This is a genomic window from Mongoliitalea daihaiensis (assembly GCF_021596945.1).
Lineage (GTDB): Bacteria > Bacteroidota > Bacteroidia > Cytophagales > Cyclobacteriaceae > Mongoliitalea > Mongoliitalea daihaiensis.
In genome coordinates this window covers 3,528,337-3,545,535 of record NZ_CP063779.1, presented here as the reverse complement: position 1 = coordinate 3,545,535, position 17,199 = coordinate 3,528,337, and the positions used below count along the sequence as shown (strand labels likewise).

The window sequence follows — 17,199 nt, the reverse complement described above, 5'->3', positions numbered from 1 at the left end:
ATGTTGCGTTTTTGATTAGTTTTCTGTGATGCTGACGATGAAATAGTTTTTCTTTCCCTTCTGAACTAGTAAATACTTCCCTTGTAAGAGCGCAAAAGCAGGTTTCAGTTGTGGATCTGATACTTTTTCTTTATTGATCGCAACACCACCACCTTGGATCATTTTTCGTGCTTCTCCTTTGGATGGGAATATTACACTGCTAGTCTTCTCTGATAATAAATCCACTAGGCTAGGGCAAGCATGATATTCTTCTTGGGTAAGTTCTGCCTGCGGAACACCTTCGAATACCTGAAGAAACGTACGCTCATCTAAAGATGCCAGATCTTCGGTAGAAGATTTTCCAAAGAGAATTTCAGAAGCTTTGACTGCCATCTCATAATCTGCTTCCCCATGAACCATAAGCGTAACCTGCTTGGCAATTTCCCGCTGCAAAACTCTCAAGTGAGGAGCTGCTGCATGTTCACTTTCTAAACTTTCAATAGTTTGCTGATCCAAAACTGTGAAAATCCGAATGTATTTCCTCGCATCTTCATCCGATACATTCAGCCAAAACTGATAAAACTTGTACGGGGAGGTTTTTTCTGGATCCAACCAAACCGAACCTGACTCTGTTTTTCCAAACTTGGTGCCATCTGCTTTGGTGATCAAAGGAACCGTCAGGGCAAATGCAGAACCTCCTTCCATTTTGCGGATTAATTCTGTACCTGTTACGATATTTCCCCATTGATCGGAACCACCTAGCTGAATGCTAACGTTTTGATTTTTCCATAAATGATAAAAATCATACCCTTGTATCAATTGATAGGAAAATTCAGTAAAAGAAAGACCGTTTCCGTCTTCCAACCTTCTTTTAACCGAATCTTTCGCCATCATGTAATTCACTGTAATGTATTTTCCTACATCTCGGATAAAATCCAGGAAGCTAAACTGAGACATCCAGTCATAATTATTAACAAGTTCAGCCTTGTTCGCCGCACCTTCCGAAAAATTCAAAAATTTACCTAATTGATCTTGCAGGCAAGCTACATTGTGATCTAGGGAGGATTTATCCAATAAATTTCGTTCAGCTGATTTAAAACTTGGGTCGCCAATCATACCTGTTGCCCCACCTACCAATGCAAACGGTTTGTGTCCGGCCCGTTGGAAATGCAACAAAGTCATGACACCGACTAGATGTCCAATATGCAAAGAATCCGCCGTTGGATCAAAACCGAGGTAAGCTGAAGCCATCCCTTTGGATAAATGTTCCTCGATTTCAGGGGTCATGTCCTGAAGCATCCCTCTCCAGCGTAATTCCTCAATAAAATTGTTCATGTTGCTTGTTTTACTTTTTGTTGCGCAAATATAGGGTTTGAGATGAAGACTTTAAAAAGAATGCCCAACTAGGGTTGGATAAGTTTTAAAAAATCCTCTTGGGTATCGACATCGAAGCTTCCTTTCGGAAAATCCAACTGGGCAAGATCGCTAGAGTAGCGATAAAAAAGTTTCTTCGCACCAGCATCTTGTTTCAACCCCAATAATTCATCAAAGTACGTGGCATGAATGAAAGCAGGTACTCCCAAAGTATGCCCATAGGCAGAGGCAACCAATTTTTTATTCTCTTTTATATGCTTATCTAATAGTGATTTAACTATTTCACTATCAACAAAAGGTTGATCTGAAACTAATAAAAATATACCCTCGACACTCGTTTGGTTGAGCAATGAGGTTAAACCAGTTTTCAAAGAAGTAGCCATTCCAAGTGGCCATTCCTCGTTGTGAACATAGGGAAAACTGACCGGTTCAAAGGAGGTTAAAATTTCGCTGGTATAGGCTCCCAATACGACTCGAAAATTTTCATGAACAATTGGGGTAACAGCATCGATGGCGTGTTGTAATAATTTTTTACCCTTGTATTCGAGCAATTGCTTGGGTTTGCCTAAGCGACTAGACTGTCCAGCAGCTAAGATAATGGCGCCATAACTGTTCATAAGGATGCATGGATAGGTCCATCCAACTCCCTTAAAAATCCCGCAGGTTTATGATGAAGTACAGCCATGATCTCACTTAAAACCGATAAAGCAATTGCTTCACTGCCTTCTGCACCGATATGCAAACCCATTGGACCATAGATTCGCTCATGAGGGATGGCAAACCCTTTGTTTTCCAAGCGTTCAAATAACTTCAATGATTTCTTTTTTGGACCTAAAATTCCAATATAAGGCAAGGGTAGGGGAAGAAGACCTTCCAAAAGGGTGGCTTCATACTCAAAATTATGTGTCATCAGCAACGCTACAGTGTGTGCATCTGCGGATAATCCTTCCAAGGCGTCTTCAGCAGAGCGAACAAAGATTCGATTGACACCAGGGAAACGCACTTCATTGGCATGGGTTTTTCTTCCATCAATCAACGTTACTTCCCAGCCCAATAGTTGTGCGAATTTGGTTACAGGAATGGTATCATTGCCTGCACCAAACAGCCAAATATGAACCGGTGGATGAATGGGCTCGACCAAACAGTAAAGTGTTTCTTCAGACGCTATTTTTTGAATGATAGATGATTGTAAACTAGTTAAATATGCTGTATCATCTATAAATTGATTGAGATGGGAAAGTTTTTGGGCTCGACTAGACAAATGGCTTTCCTCGGCTTGAATGCAAGCCAAGGTTCCCGGCTGATCGGTAGCTGTCGGATCGAGATCTACCAATGTTAACAAAACAGCTGTTTCCCTTTTGCCAAGTGCAATTTCAAGCAGTTTAATAGGGTTCAATACTTCTTCAAATTGGATAGGCTCGATAAGCACGTGAATAATACCATTACAACCAAGCCCAATACCGAATTTCTGATCGTCTTCATCCGTTGTATCATAGGTAACTATACTGGATTTTTGCTTAAAAATAACTGCTTGAGCTTTTCTCAAGGCATCACCTTCGAGGCATCCGCCAGATATAGCACCTGTTAATTGGCCATTCTCGGATACCAACATGCGTGCGCCCGGACGTCGATAAGCTGATCCATCGACTTTTACGACAGTAGCTAAGGCACAGGCTTCGTTATTTGCTAGATAGGTGTAGTATTGCTGTATGATTTCCTGGAGTTCTTTCATCGAATCAAAAATAACCCTATTTAAAAGTTAGTTAAATGTTAATTTCAAATTTTGCGCTAGATTTAAGATTTAAAAGTTGATTTAACACATGATTAATCCAAAAATAGCTGAAATAAAAAAAGCCATCGGGTATATGGATGAAAAAGAACTCAAAACCCTGTTGCTTGATATCATTGGCTTTACAACAGATAATAAGCGTTATGCTTATTTTAAATTGCATGAGCAGCAGGATGAGAATTTCTTTTTGGTAGAGAGCAAAGAGTTTTTGTTACAAGAATTTTACAAAGGCAACAATTCCAATTACTGGACAGGGAAAAAATCTTTGCAGAAGTTAAGAAGTACTTTAAACAAACTTTTAAAATTTACGAAGCGAAAAGATCAGCAATTGGAATTGATTTTATATTTCTGTCAGCAAACCAAAGAATTTGGATATTTAGATCATAGACATCCGGTAATTGATAATTTGTATGGTGTACAGTTACGTAAAGTAGAAAATCTTATCAGCAAGTTGCACGAGGATCTGCAATATGATTATCAGTTACAGTTAGGAGAATTGACAGCGCACAATTGATGCTAGAGAGCTGTTGGTAGTACCTTGTAAGTGCATTCACGGACAATTGGTTGGAATATATGGGAAAGATGGCTGATTGCATGAACTGAGCCAATTGATTGAAACAAGCCTATTTGTTATATAATTTACATTATGTTAAATAGAATACATTCATCAACCATAAACCCAAAATATCAACCCCTTCCTTTTCCTTGACATTTTGAAACAATCATCAAAACCTTCTTTATCAATCGGACTATTCATGGGTCCCTTGTTATTCCTACTCATATGGGTTTGGCCAGATTTATTCGGGATGCCTGCTGATGCTCAAGTCATGTTAGCAGTGACCTGTTGGATTGCTACCTGGTGGATAACAGAAGCTATCCCTATTCCAGCTACTTCACTCTTACCGTTGATTTTATTGCCTTTGCTACAAACGATGAGCATCGCAGAGGTTTCCAAATCATATGCCAATCCTATGGTATTACTGTACATGGGTGGGTTTATGATTGCAGTTACTATTGAAAAATGGAATTTACATAAAAGAATTGCCCTGATTATTATTCATTGGATTGGTACAAATTCTAAGAAAATAGTTTTAGGCTTTATGGTAGCCACTGCTTTTTTATCCATGTGGATATCAAATACGGCGACTTCTCTAATGATGTTGCCCATAGGCATTGCAGTTGTATCCCAATTGGACGGAACAGATGGTAAATTTATGAAAGGCAGCCCTTTAGGGAAATCATTGATGTTGGGTATTGCCTATGCAGCTTCGATTGGCGGAATTGCAACGTTGATTGGTACTCCTACGAATATTATTTTAGCCAGTGTCGTTCGGGAATTGTATGGGTTTGAGATTAGCTTCAGTCAATGGATGAGTTACGGTTTACCAGTGGCTTTATTTCTTTTAATCATCTGCTGGTGGTACTTAACGAGCATCGCTTTACCTAGTGACGAACAAGCTGATTTCAGCTCAGGAAAAGCCGAAATCGCAAAACAAATCAAAGATTTAGGCTCACTTTCTTTGGAGGAAAAACGCGTTTCCTTGGTTTTTGTCATGGTCAGCTTGGCCTGGATAAGCAGAAGCTTACCTGTGGTCAAACAAAATTTACCCTTCTTAGATGATACAATTATTGCCTTGATCGGTGTTTTGCTTTTATTTATAATTCCTTCTTCCAAGCGGTCGGAGGCCTTATTAGATTGGAAAACCGCTGAAAAAATCCCTTGGGGCATCTTAATTCTCTTTGGTGGTGGCTTGTCTTTAGCCGAAGGATTTAAAGTGACAGGATTAGCAGAATGGATTGGTAGTCAGTTTATTTATCTTGATTTTATAGCTTTTGGGTTATTTTTATTGATCATTGTCGCGGCAGTCAACTTTTTAACAGAGATTACCTCCAATGTGGCGACGGCTTCTATGCTCTTACCGATTTTGGCTGCAGTCTCGGCTTCTATGGGTGTTCATCCCTTTGGATTGATGTTTGGGGCTACGATGGCTGCCAGTTGTGCCTTCATGCTACCGGTGGCTACTCCTCCCAATGCAGTTGTTTTTGGTTCAGGCTACCTTGAAATCAAGGATATGATTCGGGCAGGATTTTGGTTGAATATTTTTTCAATTATAGTCATCACCCTGATTACCCGCTACGCCCTACCCTTCATTTGGGGCTTGGATTTATTTCAGTATCCTTTCTAAACAAGACCAACAGGTATTTTTAGAGACGAGATGTAAGTGACTAGAAATAAGTTTTAATTCTGAACGAGCAGTCCCTCCTTACTAATCAATATCTTGTGCTGAAATTACTGTTCACTGTTCACCATCACTATCCCCTTCATGTACGTCACCGCATTTCCCGTAATTAAAACCCTATCCCCTTTCAATTGGCAGTGCAGCTTCCCTCCTCTGGGTGACAGTTGTAATGCTTGAAAACTAGTTTTTTGGGTTTTTAAGTTCCATAGTGGGGTTAGGCTTGTATGTGCCGATCCAGTAACAGGATCTTCAGGAACACCTACCCTTGGACCGAAAAAACGGGAAACAAAGTCCACATCATCTCCCGGTGCTGTGACAATCACTCCTCTCGCCTCAATCGCAGCAATCGCGGACATATCTACTCCTAATTTTTTAATGTGATCGGCTGATTCAAATACCAAAATAATATCTGTTTTCCCTTGAAAGGCTTGAATAGGTTTCGTGTGAAAAGGTTGAAGCAAATTTGGTTGAAGATCAATTTCAGTTAGTTCATCCACCGGAAAATCAAGGGTAATTCCTTTTTCTGTCCGCGTGACTCGCAGCATACCCGAAGATCTTGACTCAAATTCAATACTTTCTTGGCGATAGCCCTCCTCTTCGAATAGGACATGAGCAGCAGCTAAGGTCGCATGACCGCATAAAGCAACCTCTGTCGTGGGGGTAAACCATCGAAGTTCAAAGGCATTCCCTTTTGGTACATAGAAAGCTGTTTCTGATAAATTATTTTCTAAGGCTATAGATTGAAGGATTTCATCGGGTAGCCAAGCCTGAAGTGGCACAACTGCCGCCGGATTACCTCCAAAAACTTGATCTGTAAATGCGTCGATTTGATAAATTTTCAAGATTTCTGCGAGATTTTAATTCAACGAAATATACTATGTTTTTAAATGCTTCAGTAAATATATCTTTAACCTTTTTCTTAGACCTCAACTCCTTGTTTCTCCTCTCCTATAGCCAATCGCTGTGCGAGCGCTGATCCAGCCATCAACTGAAGCGCGTGATAGATCATAAGAGGCAATAGGATCAAACCAAAGATTACTGGATCAGGAAACATGACCCTCCCCATAACTGCTCCCTGTACCAACGATTTTTTGCTACCGCAGAAAATAACAGTAATGGTATCTTCCCTCGAGAATTTCAATACCCTTGATAATCCCCACATGGCCAAAGCCATAAGGATAAATAACAGCAACATCAAAGCGCCTAAACCCACAATAGAAGTTGCGCTGTGGCCTTCAAACATTTTTTCAGCAAAGGATTCTGCAAAAGCAGTAAAGATGATCAATAGAATAATTCCTTGATCAAAGTTTTTTAAGGTTTTTGCATGCGTATTGACAAAAGAAATCAGTCTTGAATGTAAAAAAAGGCCTATGATAACGGGAAATAATACTTGCAAACTGAGCTTGATAAAAGTCTCTGTCAAATCAAAAGAAACAGCTGTATCCGGCAACATCACATCCATCCAAATCGGTGTAATAAAGATCCCTACCATGCTTGAAATGCTTGCGTTAAAAATAGCGGCTGGAAGATTTCCCTTTGCGATTGAAACCATCACGACGGATGAAGATACAGTAGAAGGCAAAGCCGCTAAGTAAAATGTACCTAGCCAAAAGTAATTTTCATCATTTCCGAATACCTGATAAAGTAAAAGAATAACAATTGGAAATATCAAGAAAGTGGTTGTCTGAATCAAGACATGTAACTTCCAGTTTCGTAATCCCTCTTTGAGTTTTTGAGGGCTTAATTTTACACCATAAAAAAAGAAAATCACAGAAATACCCACTGCTGTTATTTCTTTTAGCGGTAAGGGGCCATTGCTTGTGCCTAAGCTTGGGAAAAACTTGGCTAGTACAATCATTCCAATCAGAAGAAAGAAAAAGGTATTGATACCTACTTTTTTGAGTGTATTTCTGATTTGTGACATGCCAATCGTAGCTTATGGTACAACAGGTGTTTGCTGCCGGCGTATGTTATCACAACACACAGCAGTAGCGATGGCAACGTTTAAGGATTCCGCTTTTCCAAAGGCAGGGATAGAAATGCGACGATTCACGAATTTTTCCACTTCCCTCGAAATTCCTTGAGATTCATTGCCCATCACTAAAATTCCTGTTCTTGGAAATGATTCGGCATATATATTTTGTCCATCTAAAAAGGCTCCATAAATCGGCTGCTGCACATTTTTCAAGTAGGCTTGCAAATCACAGTAGTGAATTTTCACTCTACTAAAAGATCCCATACTTGCATTCAGCACCTTGGGGTTGTAAAAATCTGCGGACTCCTCGGAAAGGATAATTTTTTGAATTCCATACCAATCGGCTATGCGGATGATTGTTCCCAAATTACCCGGATCCCGAACATCGTCCAAGGCCAAAGCCCATTCATCAACACCTAAATCAAATGCTTCGTTGGCTTTTATCTTGGCCACAGCCAAGGCAGCATCATTGCTTTGAAAAGTACCTGCTGCGATCAGATCTTGTTCCTTAACCTGAATAGACTGCCTTGCATATTTTTGCAAAAGGCGACTATGCTCCTGTTCAAACTTTTCTGTTATCAACAGATGTGAAATTTCATAGTCTGAACACAAGAGCTCTAGTACATTTTTACTACCTTCCACAAAAAAAGACTGCTCTTGTTTGCGGAATTTTTTTTGGTGTAAGGATTTAATAAACTTAAGCGTATTTTTGCTTAACATTCGGAATTGCCTCGTTGTGATTAGAGCCAAATATATAAACTTTCTCTTGTTTGTACTTGTATTTTCTTCTTGTTCCCTTACCAAGGGGCTCAAAGAAGGAGAATACTTATTGACTTCTACCACTATCAAAGGCATCCAAGAATCTGATAGAAATACACTCAATGGTCTGATCAAGCAACAGCCTAATACTACTTTGCCACTCTTGGGAACATCGGTAGGTGTATCCGTCTACAATTTTGGGCTCAGCATGTTTGATAGTGCTACTCTTTTAAACCGGAAAGAAAGCTTTTCCCAAGAACGCAAAAGCCTCCTCAGCAAAAGGGACACAGCCGCTTGGAGTAAAAAAGAGCAACGGAGATTCCAGAAACTATCCAATAACCTGACTTCTTTGGATAAAAAACTGACCTATGGTAATTTTTTTATGAGAACAGGCAATCCACGGGTAGTGTATGATTCACTTGCTACGGTTGAATCTAGTCGGCAAATGCTTTATTATCTACAAAACAATGGCTTTTTTGACGCTCAAACGGATTTCTTTTTACGGACCAATGGGAAAAAAGCCACTGTTGACTATTTAATCTCTGAGAATGCGGTTTATAAAATTGATTCTTTTTATACCCGTTCGGATAATGATGACATTTATAAACTTTTATTGGCAAGACAAGCCAACTCTTTTGTAAAATCAGGTAATCCCTACATCCAAAGCGACCTTACTAAAGAAAGACAACGAGTCGAAGACTTGTTGAAAGATAATGGCTTTTACACATTTACCCGTTCCTATATTGAGTACAATGTATTCAAAGATACAGTCACTCATATAGTCAATATTGAACAAGTCATTCGAAAGCCGATCTACTCGGATAATCATCAAATTTTTGTGTTAGATTCTATTTATTTTTCCTTGGATGCTCCAGAATCGATAGAAATCAAACAAAGTCAACAGACTACCTATCGGGACATTAAATTTGATTTATACGACGATAAGTATTCCGAAAAAATCATCTCCTCTAGGATATTTCTTAATAAAGGAGATCTATACAATAAAACCAATGTGATAGAAACGCAACGACAGTTGGCAAATTTGGATTTGTTCCGTTTTGTCAACATTGCCTTTGATACTTTAGGAGATGTATTGCGCCCGCGGATTTATACCCAACCCAACCAGAAATATCAAATCACCAATCAATTGGGAGCCAGCATCACGGAGCAAGTTCCAGGTCCATTTTTTTCTCACTCTTTGAGAAACAGAAATCTTTTCAGAGGTGCGGAAATTTTCGAATTTTTCTTTCGAGCAGGTCTTGAAGGTGTGGTTTCCGCTACTGGAGAAGGTGGGGTTTTCCGAAGCCGCGAACTCAATACTTCTGCTTCGATCATTTTCCCTCAGTTTTTATTACCGTTTACTCGTTCTTCTTTGGAAACCTTTGGCCGCTACAATCCTCGTACAAGGACCTTAATTGGTTACAATTATGTAGATCGTCCAGAATATATCCGGGAAAGCGTGAATGGTGTCCTCAGCTATAACTGGAACACCCGAAATCTTCGGCAACAATACACGTTCAATGTGTTGGATGCCAACTTCATCCGCTCTAATTTGAGCAACGATTTCCGTGAAATATTGGAGGATTTGCAAAATCAAGGAAATAACCTGATCAATTCCTTTCTCCCTTCCTATGTGAGTAGTATCTCTGGGCAGGTGATAATCAACTTCAATCAGTATGGAGCATTTCAGCGAAATAAAGCTTCTTTACTTAGATTATTTGCAGAGTCTGGTGGGACTACCTTAAACTTTGTAAATAACAGTTTTGTGGAAGAGCGTAATCTTGCCTATTTCCAATTTCTGAAATTTCAGGCGGATTTTCGGCGCTATATTCCCATCACCCGTGAGCAGACTTTTGCTTATCGCCTCAATTTGGGGATGGCTAGGCCTTACGGAGTCAGCAATGGAATTTTGCCCTATGAGAAGTATTTCTTTGCCGGTGGTAGTACAGGCATCCGTGCATGGCAACCAAGACGATTGGGACCGGGTTCATTTTCCCCACCCCTCTTGGAAAATGGACTTTTTGATTACCGGTTTGAGCAGCCGGGAGATATTTTATTTGAAGGTATGTTTGAATTACGGTCAAAAATTTACGGGTATTTTGATGGAGCTTTTTTCATAGATATCGGAAACAGCTGGACATTTCAAGAAGATCCTACTAGACCCGGTGCAAATTTTGAATTCAATCGCTTCTATCGGGAATTAGCGGTGGGCACCGGACTAGGCCTACGAATGGATTTTGATTTTCTTGTGTTGCGTTTGGACTTGGGCATCAAGGCAGTGGATCCCGCGAGGGAACCTGGACAACGGTTTGTATTGGATGAATTTTTCACATCCCGTCTTGGCCGAAGCAATGCTGTTTTCAATATAGGAATCGGATATCCTTTCTGATTTTCAAGAGTAAAATTAAAAAGTAACAAATCAATTCCTTTGATTTGATGGCTATTTTGATCAAAATGTATAATTTAGACACTTGAACCAAAACTTTTTCTAAACAATGATAACAGTAGATCCAAAGATTATAGCAAAGGCAGAATCATGGCTGAGTAGCAACATTGATGACATAAGCAAGACACAAATCAAGGCTTTGCTAGAATCATCAGACCCCACTGAATTGATTGATTCCTTTTATACCGAACTGGAATTTGGTACAGGTGGTCTGCGTGGAATCATGGGTGTTGGTTCCAACCGTATGAATGTATACACCGTTGGAATGGCCACTCAAGGTTTAGCGAATTATCTTTTGCAAAGCTTTCCAGGGGAAGATATTTCTGTAGCAATCACGCATGACTGTCGTATCAACAATACTCTTTTTGCAGAAACTACCGCCAATATTTTTACGGCAAATGGAATCCGTGTTAAATATTTCCGTGAAATGCGCCCTACTCCCATGCTTTCATTTGCCATCCGTCATTTCGGTTGCAAGAGTGGTGTAATGGTTACAGCTTCACACAATCCAAAAGAATATAACGGTTATAAAGCATACTGGAACGACGGTGGTCAAGTAGTCGCTCCTCATGATAAAAATATCATTGCTGAAGTAAAAAAAATCAAGTCAGTTGATGATGTAAATTGGAATAAAAACGATGCTTTGATTGAATATATCGAGTCTGATTTTGATGCGATTTATATGGACTTGGTAAAAGGCTTAAGTTTATCTCCGGAAGCTATTCAGTCCAATAAGGATATGCCAATTGTCTTCTCTCCTATTCATGGAGCATCTGGGAAAATGGTTCCTTTAGCCTTGAAGGCCTTTGGCTTTGATAAGGTACACGTAGTAAAAGAGCAAGCAGAACCCGATGGTACCTTCCCGACAGTCATTTACCCTAACCCTGAAGAAGCAGAGGCTTTAACTATGGCTTTGGCTTTAGGAAAAGAGGTACATGCTGAACTGGTTTTGGCCTGTGACCCAGATGGAGATCGGTATGCAGCTTGTATACCAGATGGTAAAGGTGATTTTGAATTGTTGAACGGAAACCAAACAGGCGCCTTACTGACGTATTACCTTTTAAGCAAGTGGAAAGAACAAGGTAAGCTAGATGGAAATCAATTCATGGTAAATACCATTGTGACTACAGAATTGATAGACACGATCTGTAAAGGCTTTGGCGTGACCTGCTACTCTGTATTGACAGGGTTTAAAAATATTGCAGAAGTTATTCTGAAATTGGAAGGAAAAGCTACCTATATCGGAGGTGGTGAAGAAAGCTATGGCTATTTGGTGGGGGATTTTGTACGTGACAAAGATGGAGTTTCGGCCTGCGCCATGGTCGCTGAAATTGTAGCCTATTACAAATCCAAAGGAATGAGCATCCGGGATGTCTTAGCGGAAATTTACATGAAATTTGGTTTTTACAAGGAAGCATTGATTTCTGTGACCAAAAAAGGAAAAGATGGTGCTGAGCAAATTCAGGCTTTGATGGCTGATTTCCGTACCAATCGGCCTACAGCAATGGCAGGAATACCCGTAGTGAAAGTTGTGGATGTGAAAGAAAGTAAAGTTTTTGATTTGAAAAATGGCACTGAAACGGCACTTGATATGGATAAATCAAACGTTATTCAGTTTTATTTAGAGGATGGCAGCAAGATCTCAGCAAGACCATCAGGTACCGAACCAAAAATCAAATATTACTTCTCTGTCAGTGCGCCGCTTCAAGATCGCGCTACTTATGAAGCAGTAGAGGCAGCTTTAGAAACTCGCCTGAGCAACTTGAAATCTTATTTTAGTTAATCCCTACCGGGAAATAGCTTAAAGCCTTCTTAAAAGAGGTTTTCTTGAAAGTACCTACCATCGGTGTTGACTTTTAAGAAAACCTCTTTTTTGCTTTATTTAATTTTGTTACGCATCATGCAGGATTGTTTTCAAAAATGGAATATTTTTGCAAAAGCTTAAAAAAACAAATGAAGTATAAGACTATGAAGCATCAACTGGTTAAAAATTATTTACGCGTACTATTTCTTGCAATTTTTTCAATATTCATGATTTCCTGTGATAAGGAAGATGAAAGGCCTGATTATTTCTATAGTTTCCGTGTGGATGGTGTAGAGAAATCGTTTCGTGCAAATAAGGATGCCAATATCGTATTTATTGATGACTCGCAACGTAATTTACGAATTGCTACCTGGACGATGGTCACTGGCAATAACACGGAAAAGAATGCTTTGGTCATCGTTTTAAGAACAATTGAACGCTTGGAATTGGGACTCACCTACCAAATGCAGGTTCCTATAGTGGTTCAGAATGTTGTTTCACCATCCATCGCATTTGTTTACCTAGATGAAGCAGGCAAATCTTGGGGTGCTATTTTGTTAGAGGCCAACAATCCAGGGGCTCAAGATGATGCCACCATTCGAATCACTGATTTTTCTTCAGAAGGCACTTCTGGGGTATTCGAGGGGATTCTGGTCGACTTGGAGGATCAACGCCCATTAGATCAGCGAAGAACAATACAAATCACAGATGGCCGGTTTTTCTTGCCTAATTTTGTAGAGAATATGTAAGCATATTGTTTAGCATCTTCCAATATGGACCAAAGCATCTCCGGCATTTACCACCGGATTGTTGTTTAGTCCTATCACATACCCATTAAAGGAAGCTTTGATCGGTACGCGAACTCTCCCAAAAGGGTCAGATATTTTTGCAAGTATCTGACCCTTTTTTACTTCATTTCCTAGTTCTACAGAAGAAGTGAAGATTCCTGATACTTTGGCTCGTGTCCATGAGCTATCAGACAGTATAATTGTTGGTTTGCTTGCGATTCCAGGATCTGCAATCATTCCTAAATGAAATAATAGTCGTTTACTTCCGCTGACAGCTTCTTCCACCGCATAGGGATCCAGTCGCATGGATTCACCCCCTTCATACACCATTATTGATTTCCTACGTTTATATGCTTCTTTTCGGAACGATTTATCAATGTGTGCCGAATTCAGGACAAAATGAGTCCCAAAAGCTTTAGATAACTCTAATCCTACCTTGTCTTTGTAATCCACCCGAATCTGCGGGTAATTCGAAAGCATCCGTCCTCCAGTATGGATGTCAATACCATAATCGATCAAAGGAATGATTTCATTTGTCAGAATGAATGCAATTTGAGAAGCCAAACTTCCCTTTTTACTACCTGGAAAGCTCCGATTGAGATCTCGACCATCAGGGAACGTTCGGGAACTACTTAAAAAACCATAAACATTGACCAAAGGAATGAAAATTACAGTTCCTTTGATCAGCTCCAAGTCAGGTTCCTCCAAAAACTTCTTTACTGCTACGATACCATTGATTTCGTCTCCATGAACACCTCCTGAAATCAAGACTGTCGGGCCATCTTCTTTGGCACGGATAATAAAAATAGGCAAATCAATTAAGGTATGCGTTGGCAAACGCGCAATGGCGATATCAATTTGAATACTTTGACCAGGCCGTATTTTGACTCCATTGATTACAATTTCTTTCATAGCGTGTTAATTATTCTCTACCAATGCTAACCATCCTGCTTGAGCTCAGGTAAAATCCAAATTTACTCATCTGCGATGAACTCGATTTCATAAAGGTATCGTAAGGTTTTCGGATTTTGGTCAAATTCTTGCTTAAATTCGCATCAGTAAATTTGCCACCATGAAGATACAAGAAAACATTTCTCTTAAGCCTTATAATACTTTTGGAATTGATAAAAAAGCCCGGTTTTTTTTAGAGGCTCATATGACAGAAGATCTCAAAGCAGGAATTGAATTTGCCCATGAACGTGAATTGCCTTTACTTATCCTTGGGGGAGGTAGCAACATTCTGTTAAGAGGCGATTTTCATGGACTTGTTATGCGCAACTGTCTAGAAGGGATTGAAGTCGTCAGAGAGGATGATACTTCCGTGTGGGTTGAGGTAGGTGCTGGAGAAAATTGGCACGCATTCGTGATGTACTGTTTGGATAAAAATTGGGGTGGAATCGAAAACTTATCTCTAATTCCTGGGACTGTCGGGGCCTCTCCTATGCAGAATATTGGGGCTTATGGTGTTGAAATCAAAGATACATTTGTGTCACTCGAAGCACTGCACAAAGATCGTTTGGATGTAGAACTATTTGATGCAGGGCGTTGTCAATTTGGGTACAGGGAAAGTATTTTCAAAAACACTTATAAGGATCAATACATCATCACCAAGGTACAATTTAAACTCAGTAAAACTAATCATATCCTGCATACCTCCTATGGAGCAATTCAAGAAATCCTTCATAATTGGGGTATCGACAATCCAAGCATTCAGGATGTTAGCAAAGCCGTAATCCAAATCCGCTCATCCAAACTTCCCGACCCAAAAGTCATTGGAAATGCAGGTAGTTTTTTTAAAAATCCGACCATTTCTCTGACACATTTTGAATTGTTACAAGCAGAAAACCCAGGCATTCCCTCCTATCCTACCGATCAAGGCATGAAAGTACCTGCCGCTTGGTTGATTCAACAGTGCGGGTGGAAAGGTAAAGTAATCGGCAACATCGGGGTCCATAAAGACCAACCATTAGTACTTGTCAACTATGGAGCTGGAGAAGGTGAAGATCTTGTGAAGTTAAGCCAGCAAATTCAAGAATCTGTCTTCAATCGATTCGGAATTGCACTACATCCTGAAGTGAATTTTATCTAAAAATAGAGCTAAATCAAGGGATCCTCAAAGGCAATTTCTTTGGCATACTTCACTACTTCCACTCCAAATTTACTTAGAAATTCAATGCCCTCATCTGTAGGTAGTCCCTTGTATTCTGCATATGAATACAAATACACAACCTTTGTGATTCCCATGCTGTAAATAATCCGAGCACAGGCCAAACAAGGTGCAAGGGTAACATATAACGTGGATCCATCTACGGAAGCATTATTTTTTACGGCATACAAGATTGCATTTTGTTCGGCATGAATAGCAAGCGTGCAACTGCCTTTACTATCACGTGCACAGCCTGTTTCAGGAAATTCCACATCGCAGTTATGTGTACCTGCCGGTGGACCATTGTAGCCAATGGAGATAATCCGTGTTTCCTTTGTCAATACCGCACCTACATGCTTTTTGATACAATGAGATCGCTTGGCAAGGTTAACTGCCAGTTCCATAAAAATGTCATCAAAGTGAGGTCTTTCCATTCGTTTGTGCTTTCAAAATCATTCAACTTGAGATCTTAGGTAACCTTCATCACCCATTAAGCAGTCAAAAATACGTAAGTTTGCAAGAAAACAACTAGCTATATGTCAAAAGAAAACTTTACTGATGAAGAATTGATTGTTAGGGATTATTTAGCAAGACAACGCACCTATTTAGCAAATGATAGAACCTTGCTTTCTTACATCCGAACAGCTTTGTATTTTTTGGTTTCAGGTACGGCTCTTTTTGAAGTTCAATCTTTGGAGCATGTGAGAGAATTGGGCTACCTCGCTTTTGGGCTCAGCATTGCGATGTTTATTTTTGGTATTTTCACCTATTACCGTGTGAAACGTAAACTTAAAAATCATTACTATCAAAAAATGTAAAAGCTGAAAAATCTCAAGAAAATGGCCCATTTTTGCAGGAGTTTTCACCCTTAATACGATGGAGAATTGAACTACTTGCAAGAAGAAGGCTTTGTACTGATAGGTTTTGGTGTGGTTATCATTGCCTTATTAGGATTGGATTTATATGTGTTCAATAAAGAGGACCATAAGGTTTCGACAAGGGAAGCACTCAACTGGTCAATTGTCTGGATCAGCATTGGTTTGCTTTTTGGCTTATATGTTTATTTGGACTTAGGTTTAGAAAAAGCTACCCAATACTATTCCGCCTTTTTAATAGAAAAGGCGCTTTCAGTTGATAATCTTTTCGTATTTATCCTCATATTCAGATACTTCAAAGTACCGGATAAATACCATCATAAAGTTTTGTTTTATGGAATTTTAGGAGCCATTGTCATGCGGGCCATTTTTATCTTTGCAGGGGTAAAAATTATCAGCCTTACCTATTTACCTACTTTTTTCTTGGGAACGCTTGAGGTCAATGTAAATGTTGTCATGACCTTATTTGGGTTTTTCTTATTGATCGCTGGCATCAAATCCTTTCGGCAAGAAGATGATGATGAGTCACAAGATTTTTCCAAATCTTTTGGAACACGTTTAATTCACAAAGTCTTTCGTGTAGACCCCAACTATCATGGCGGTAAATTTTTTGTGAAGATCAATGGAAAGCGCATGGCAACCCAACTTTTAGTGGTGGTGGCTGTAGTAGAGTTTACAGATTTATTGTTTGCAGTAGATTCTATTCCTGCAATTTTCGCAATATCAGATGACCCCATCATTTTGTATACATCCAATATATTTGCTATCCTTGGCCTCCGTGCATTGTATTTCTTATTGGCCAATAGCTTTGATATGTTTCATTATCTCAAGCATGGCTTGTCCTTTATCTTAGGTTTTATTGGGATCAAAATGATTCTTTCTTCGATCTATCACTTGCCCTCACCTATTTCTTTATCGGTCGTTGGTGGAGTGTTAGCGATCAGTATTCTATTTTCACTTCGAAAATATCAATCCGAGCAGGCATAACATGAGATTAAATTAACCACTATAAGTTTCAATTTTA

16 protein-coding genes are annotated in these 17,199 nt (G+C 39.5%); 8 read left to right on the top strand and 8 right to left on the bottom strand.

All coding sequences use genetic code 11. From position 1 onward, the window contains the following. Nucleotides 1-15: 15 nt before the first annotated feature. The 3 genes from tyrS to IPZ59_RS15145 form a co-directional block, all read right to left on the bottom strand. Nucleotides 16-1,314 carry a tyrosine--tRNA ligase gene (gene tyrS / locus IPZ59_RS15155; protein WP_236136887.1) on the bottom strand — a complete coding sequence of 433 codons (1,299 nt, stop codon included), beginning with the start codon at nucleotides 1,312-1,314 and terminating at the stop codon, nucleotides 16-18. 68 nt (nucleotides 1,315-1,382) lie between these two features. Beyond that, on the bottom strand, nucleotides 1,383-1,970 hold the full coding sequence (locus IPZ59_RS15150) for a nucleotidyltransferase family protein (RefSeq protein ID WP_262912219.1): 588 nt from the start codon (nucleotides 1,968-1,970) through the stop codon (nucleotides 1,383-1,385). Continuing rightward, on the bottom strand, nucleotides 1,967-3,085 hold the full coding sequence (locus IPZ59_RS15145) for an XdhC family protein (RefSeq protein ID WP_236136885.1): 1,119 nt from the start codon (nucleotides 3,083-3,085) through the stop codon (nucleotides 1,967-1,969). The genes IPZ59_RS15150 and IPZ59_RS15145 overlap by 4 nt, the downstream gene beginning before the upstream one ends. 88 nt (nucleotides 3,086-3,173) lie before the next feature. Here IPZ59_RS15145 and IPZ59_RS15140 point away from each other — a divergent pair, with 88 nt between their 5' ends. Both IPZ59_RS15140 and IPZ59_RS15135 read left to right on the top strand, forming a co-directional pair. Next, complete coding sequence (locus IPZ59_RS15140; RefSeq protein WP_236136884.1) at nucleotides 3,174-3,656, top strand: hypothetical protein; 483 nt, start codon at nucleotides 3,174-3,176, stop codon at nucleotides 3,654-3,656. 241 nt (nucleotides 3,657-3,897) lie between these two features. Beyond that, nucleotides 3,898-5,328 carry an SLC13 family permease gene (locus IPZ59_RS15135; RefSeq protein WP_236136883.1) on the top strand — a complete coding sequence of 477 codons (1,431 nt, stop codon included), beginning with the start codon at nucleotides 3,898-3,900 and terminating at the stop codon, nucleotides 5,326-5,328. Between the two features lie 104 nt (nucleotides 5,329-5,432). Here IPZ59_RS15135 and IPZ59_RS15130 read toward each other — a convergent pair whose 3' ends face one another. The 3 genes from IPZ59_RS15130 to IPZ59_RS15120 all read right to left on the bottom strand — a co-directional run bounded on the left by IPZ59_RS15130 (nucleotide 5,433) and on the right by IPZ59_RS15120 (nucleotide 8,077). Beyond that, nucleotides 5,433-6,224, bottom strand: coding sequence for a PhzF family phenazine biosynthesis protein (locus IPZ59_RS15130; protein ID WP_236136882.1), 792 nt, complete (start codon nucleotides 6,222-6,224; stop codon nucleotides 5,433-5,435). Nucleotides 6,225-6,301: 77 nt separating this feature from the next. After that, entirely contained in the window at nucleotides 6,302-7,306 is a 1,005-nt protein-coding gene (locus tag IPZ59_RS15125; RefSeq protein ID WP_236136881.1) for a bile acid:sodium symporter family protein, read from the bottom strand. A gap of 12 nt (nucleotides 7,307-7,318) precedes the next feature. Next, complete coding sequence (locus IPZ59_RS15120) at nucleotides 7,319-8,077, bottom strand: RNA methyltransferase (RefSeq protein WP_236139819.1); 759 nt, start codon at nucleotides 8,075-8,077, stop codon at nucleotides 7,319-7,321. A gap of 46 nt (nucleotides 8,078-8,123) precedes the next feature. Between IPZ59_RS15120 and tamL the strand changes: the two genes are divergently transcribed. The 3 genes from tamL to IPZ59_RS15105 all read left to right on the top strand — a co-directional run bounded on the left by tamL (nucleotide 8,124) and on the right by IPZ59_RS15105 (nucleotide 13,115). Then, entirely contained in the window at nucleotides 8,124-10,505 is a 2,382-nt protein-coding gene (gene tamL, locus IPZ59_RS15115; protein ID WP_236136880.1) for a translocation and assembly module lipoprotein TamL, read from the top strand. A 106-nt stretch (nucleotides 10,506-10,611) separates the two neighbouring features. Beyond that, on the top strand, nucleotides 10,612-12,345 hold the full coding sequence (locus IPZ59_RS15110; RefSeq protein WP_236136879.1) for a phospho-sugar mutase: 1,734 nt from the start codon (nucleotides 10,612-10,614) through the stop codon (nucleotides 12,343-12,345). Nucleotides 12,346-12,515: 170 nt separating this feature from the next. After that, nucleotides 12,516-13,115, top strand: a complete 600-nt coding sequence (locus tag IPZ59_RS15105) for a hypothetical protein (RefSeq protein ID WP_236136878.1) — start codon at nucleotides 12,516-12,518, stop codon at nucleotides 13,113-13,115. Between the two features lie 9 nt (nucleotides 13,116-13,124). Here IPZ59_RS15105 and IPZ59_RS15100 read toward each other — a convergent pair whose 3' ends face one another. Further along, a complete protein-coding gene (locus IPZ59_RS15100; protein ID WP_236136877.1) occupies nucleotides 13,125-14,066 on the bottom strand; it encodes a succinylglutamate desuccinylase/aspartoacylase family protein in 942 nt (313 codons plus the stop codon). Nucleotides 14,067-14,226: 160 nt separating this feature from the next. Between IPZ59_RS15100 and murB the strand changes: the two genes are divergently transcribed. After that, nucleotides 14,227-15,243, top strand: coding sequence for a UDP-N-acetylmuramate dehydrogenase (murB, locus tag IPZ59_RS15095; protein WP_236136876.1), 1,017 nt, complete (start codon nucleotides 14,227-14,229; stop codon nucleotides 15,241-15,243). Between the two features lie 8 nt (nucleotides 15,244-15,251). Here murB and IPZ59_RS15090 read toward each other — a convergent pair whose 3' ends face one another. Then, nucleotides 15,252-15,734 (bottom strand): deoxycytidylate deaminase, encoded by a 483-nt coding sequence (locus IPZ59_RS15090; protein WP_236136875.1) that lies wholly within the window; start codon nucleotides 15,732-15,734, stop codon nucleotides 15,252-15,254. Nucleotides 15,735-15,836: 102 nt separating this feature from the next. Here IPZ59_RS15090 and IPZ59_RS15085 point away from each other — a divergent pair, with 102 nt between their 5' ends. Together IPZ59_RS15085 and IPZ59_RS15080 are read left to right on the top strand one after the other, a co-directional pair. Continuing rightward, the gene (locus IPZ59_RS15085) at nucleotides 15,837-16,118 is read left to right on the top strand and encodes a YidH family protein (RefSeq protein ID WP_236136874.1); all 282 of its coding nucleotides are present in this window, start codon (nucleotides 15,837-15,839) and stop codon (nucleotides 16,116-16,118) included. Nucleotides 16,119-16,184: 66 nt separating this feature from the next. Further along, complete coding sequence (locus tag IPZ59_RS15080) at nucleotides 16,185-17,162, top strand: TerC family protein (RefSeq protein ID WP_236136873.1); 978 nt, start codon at nucleotides 16,185-16,187, stop codon at nucleotides 17,160-17,162. The last annotated feature ends 37 nt before the right edge of the window (nucleotides 17,163-17,199 follow it).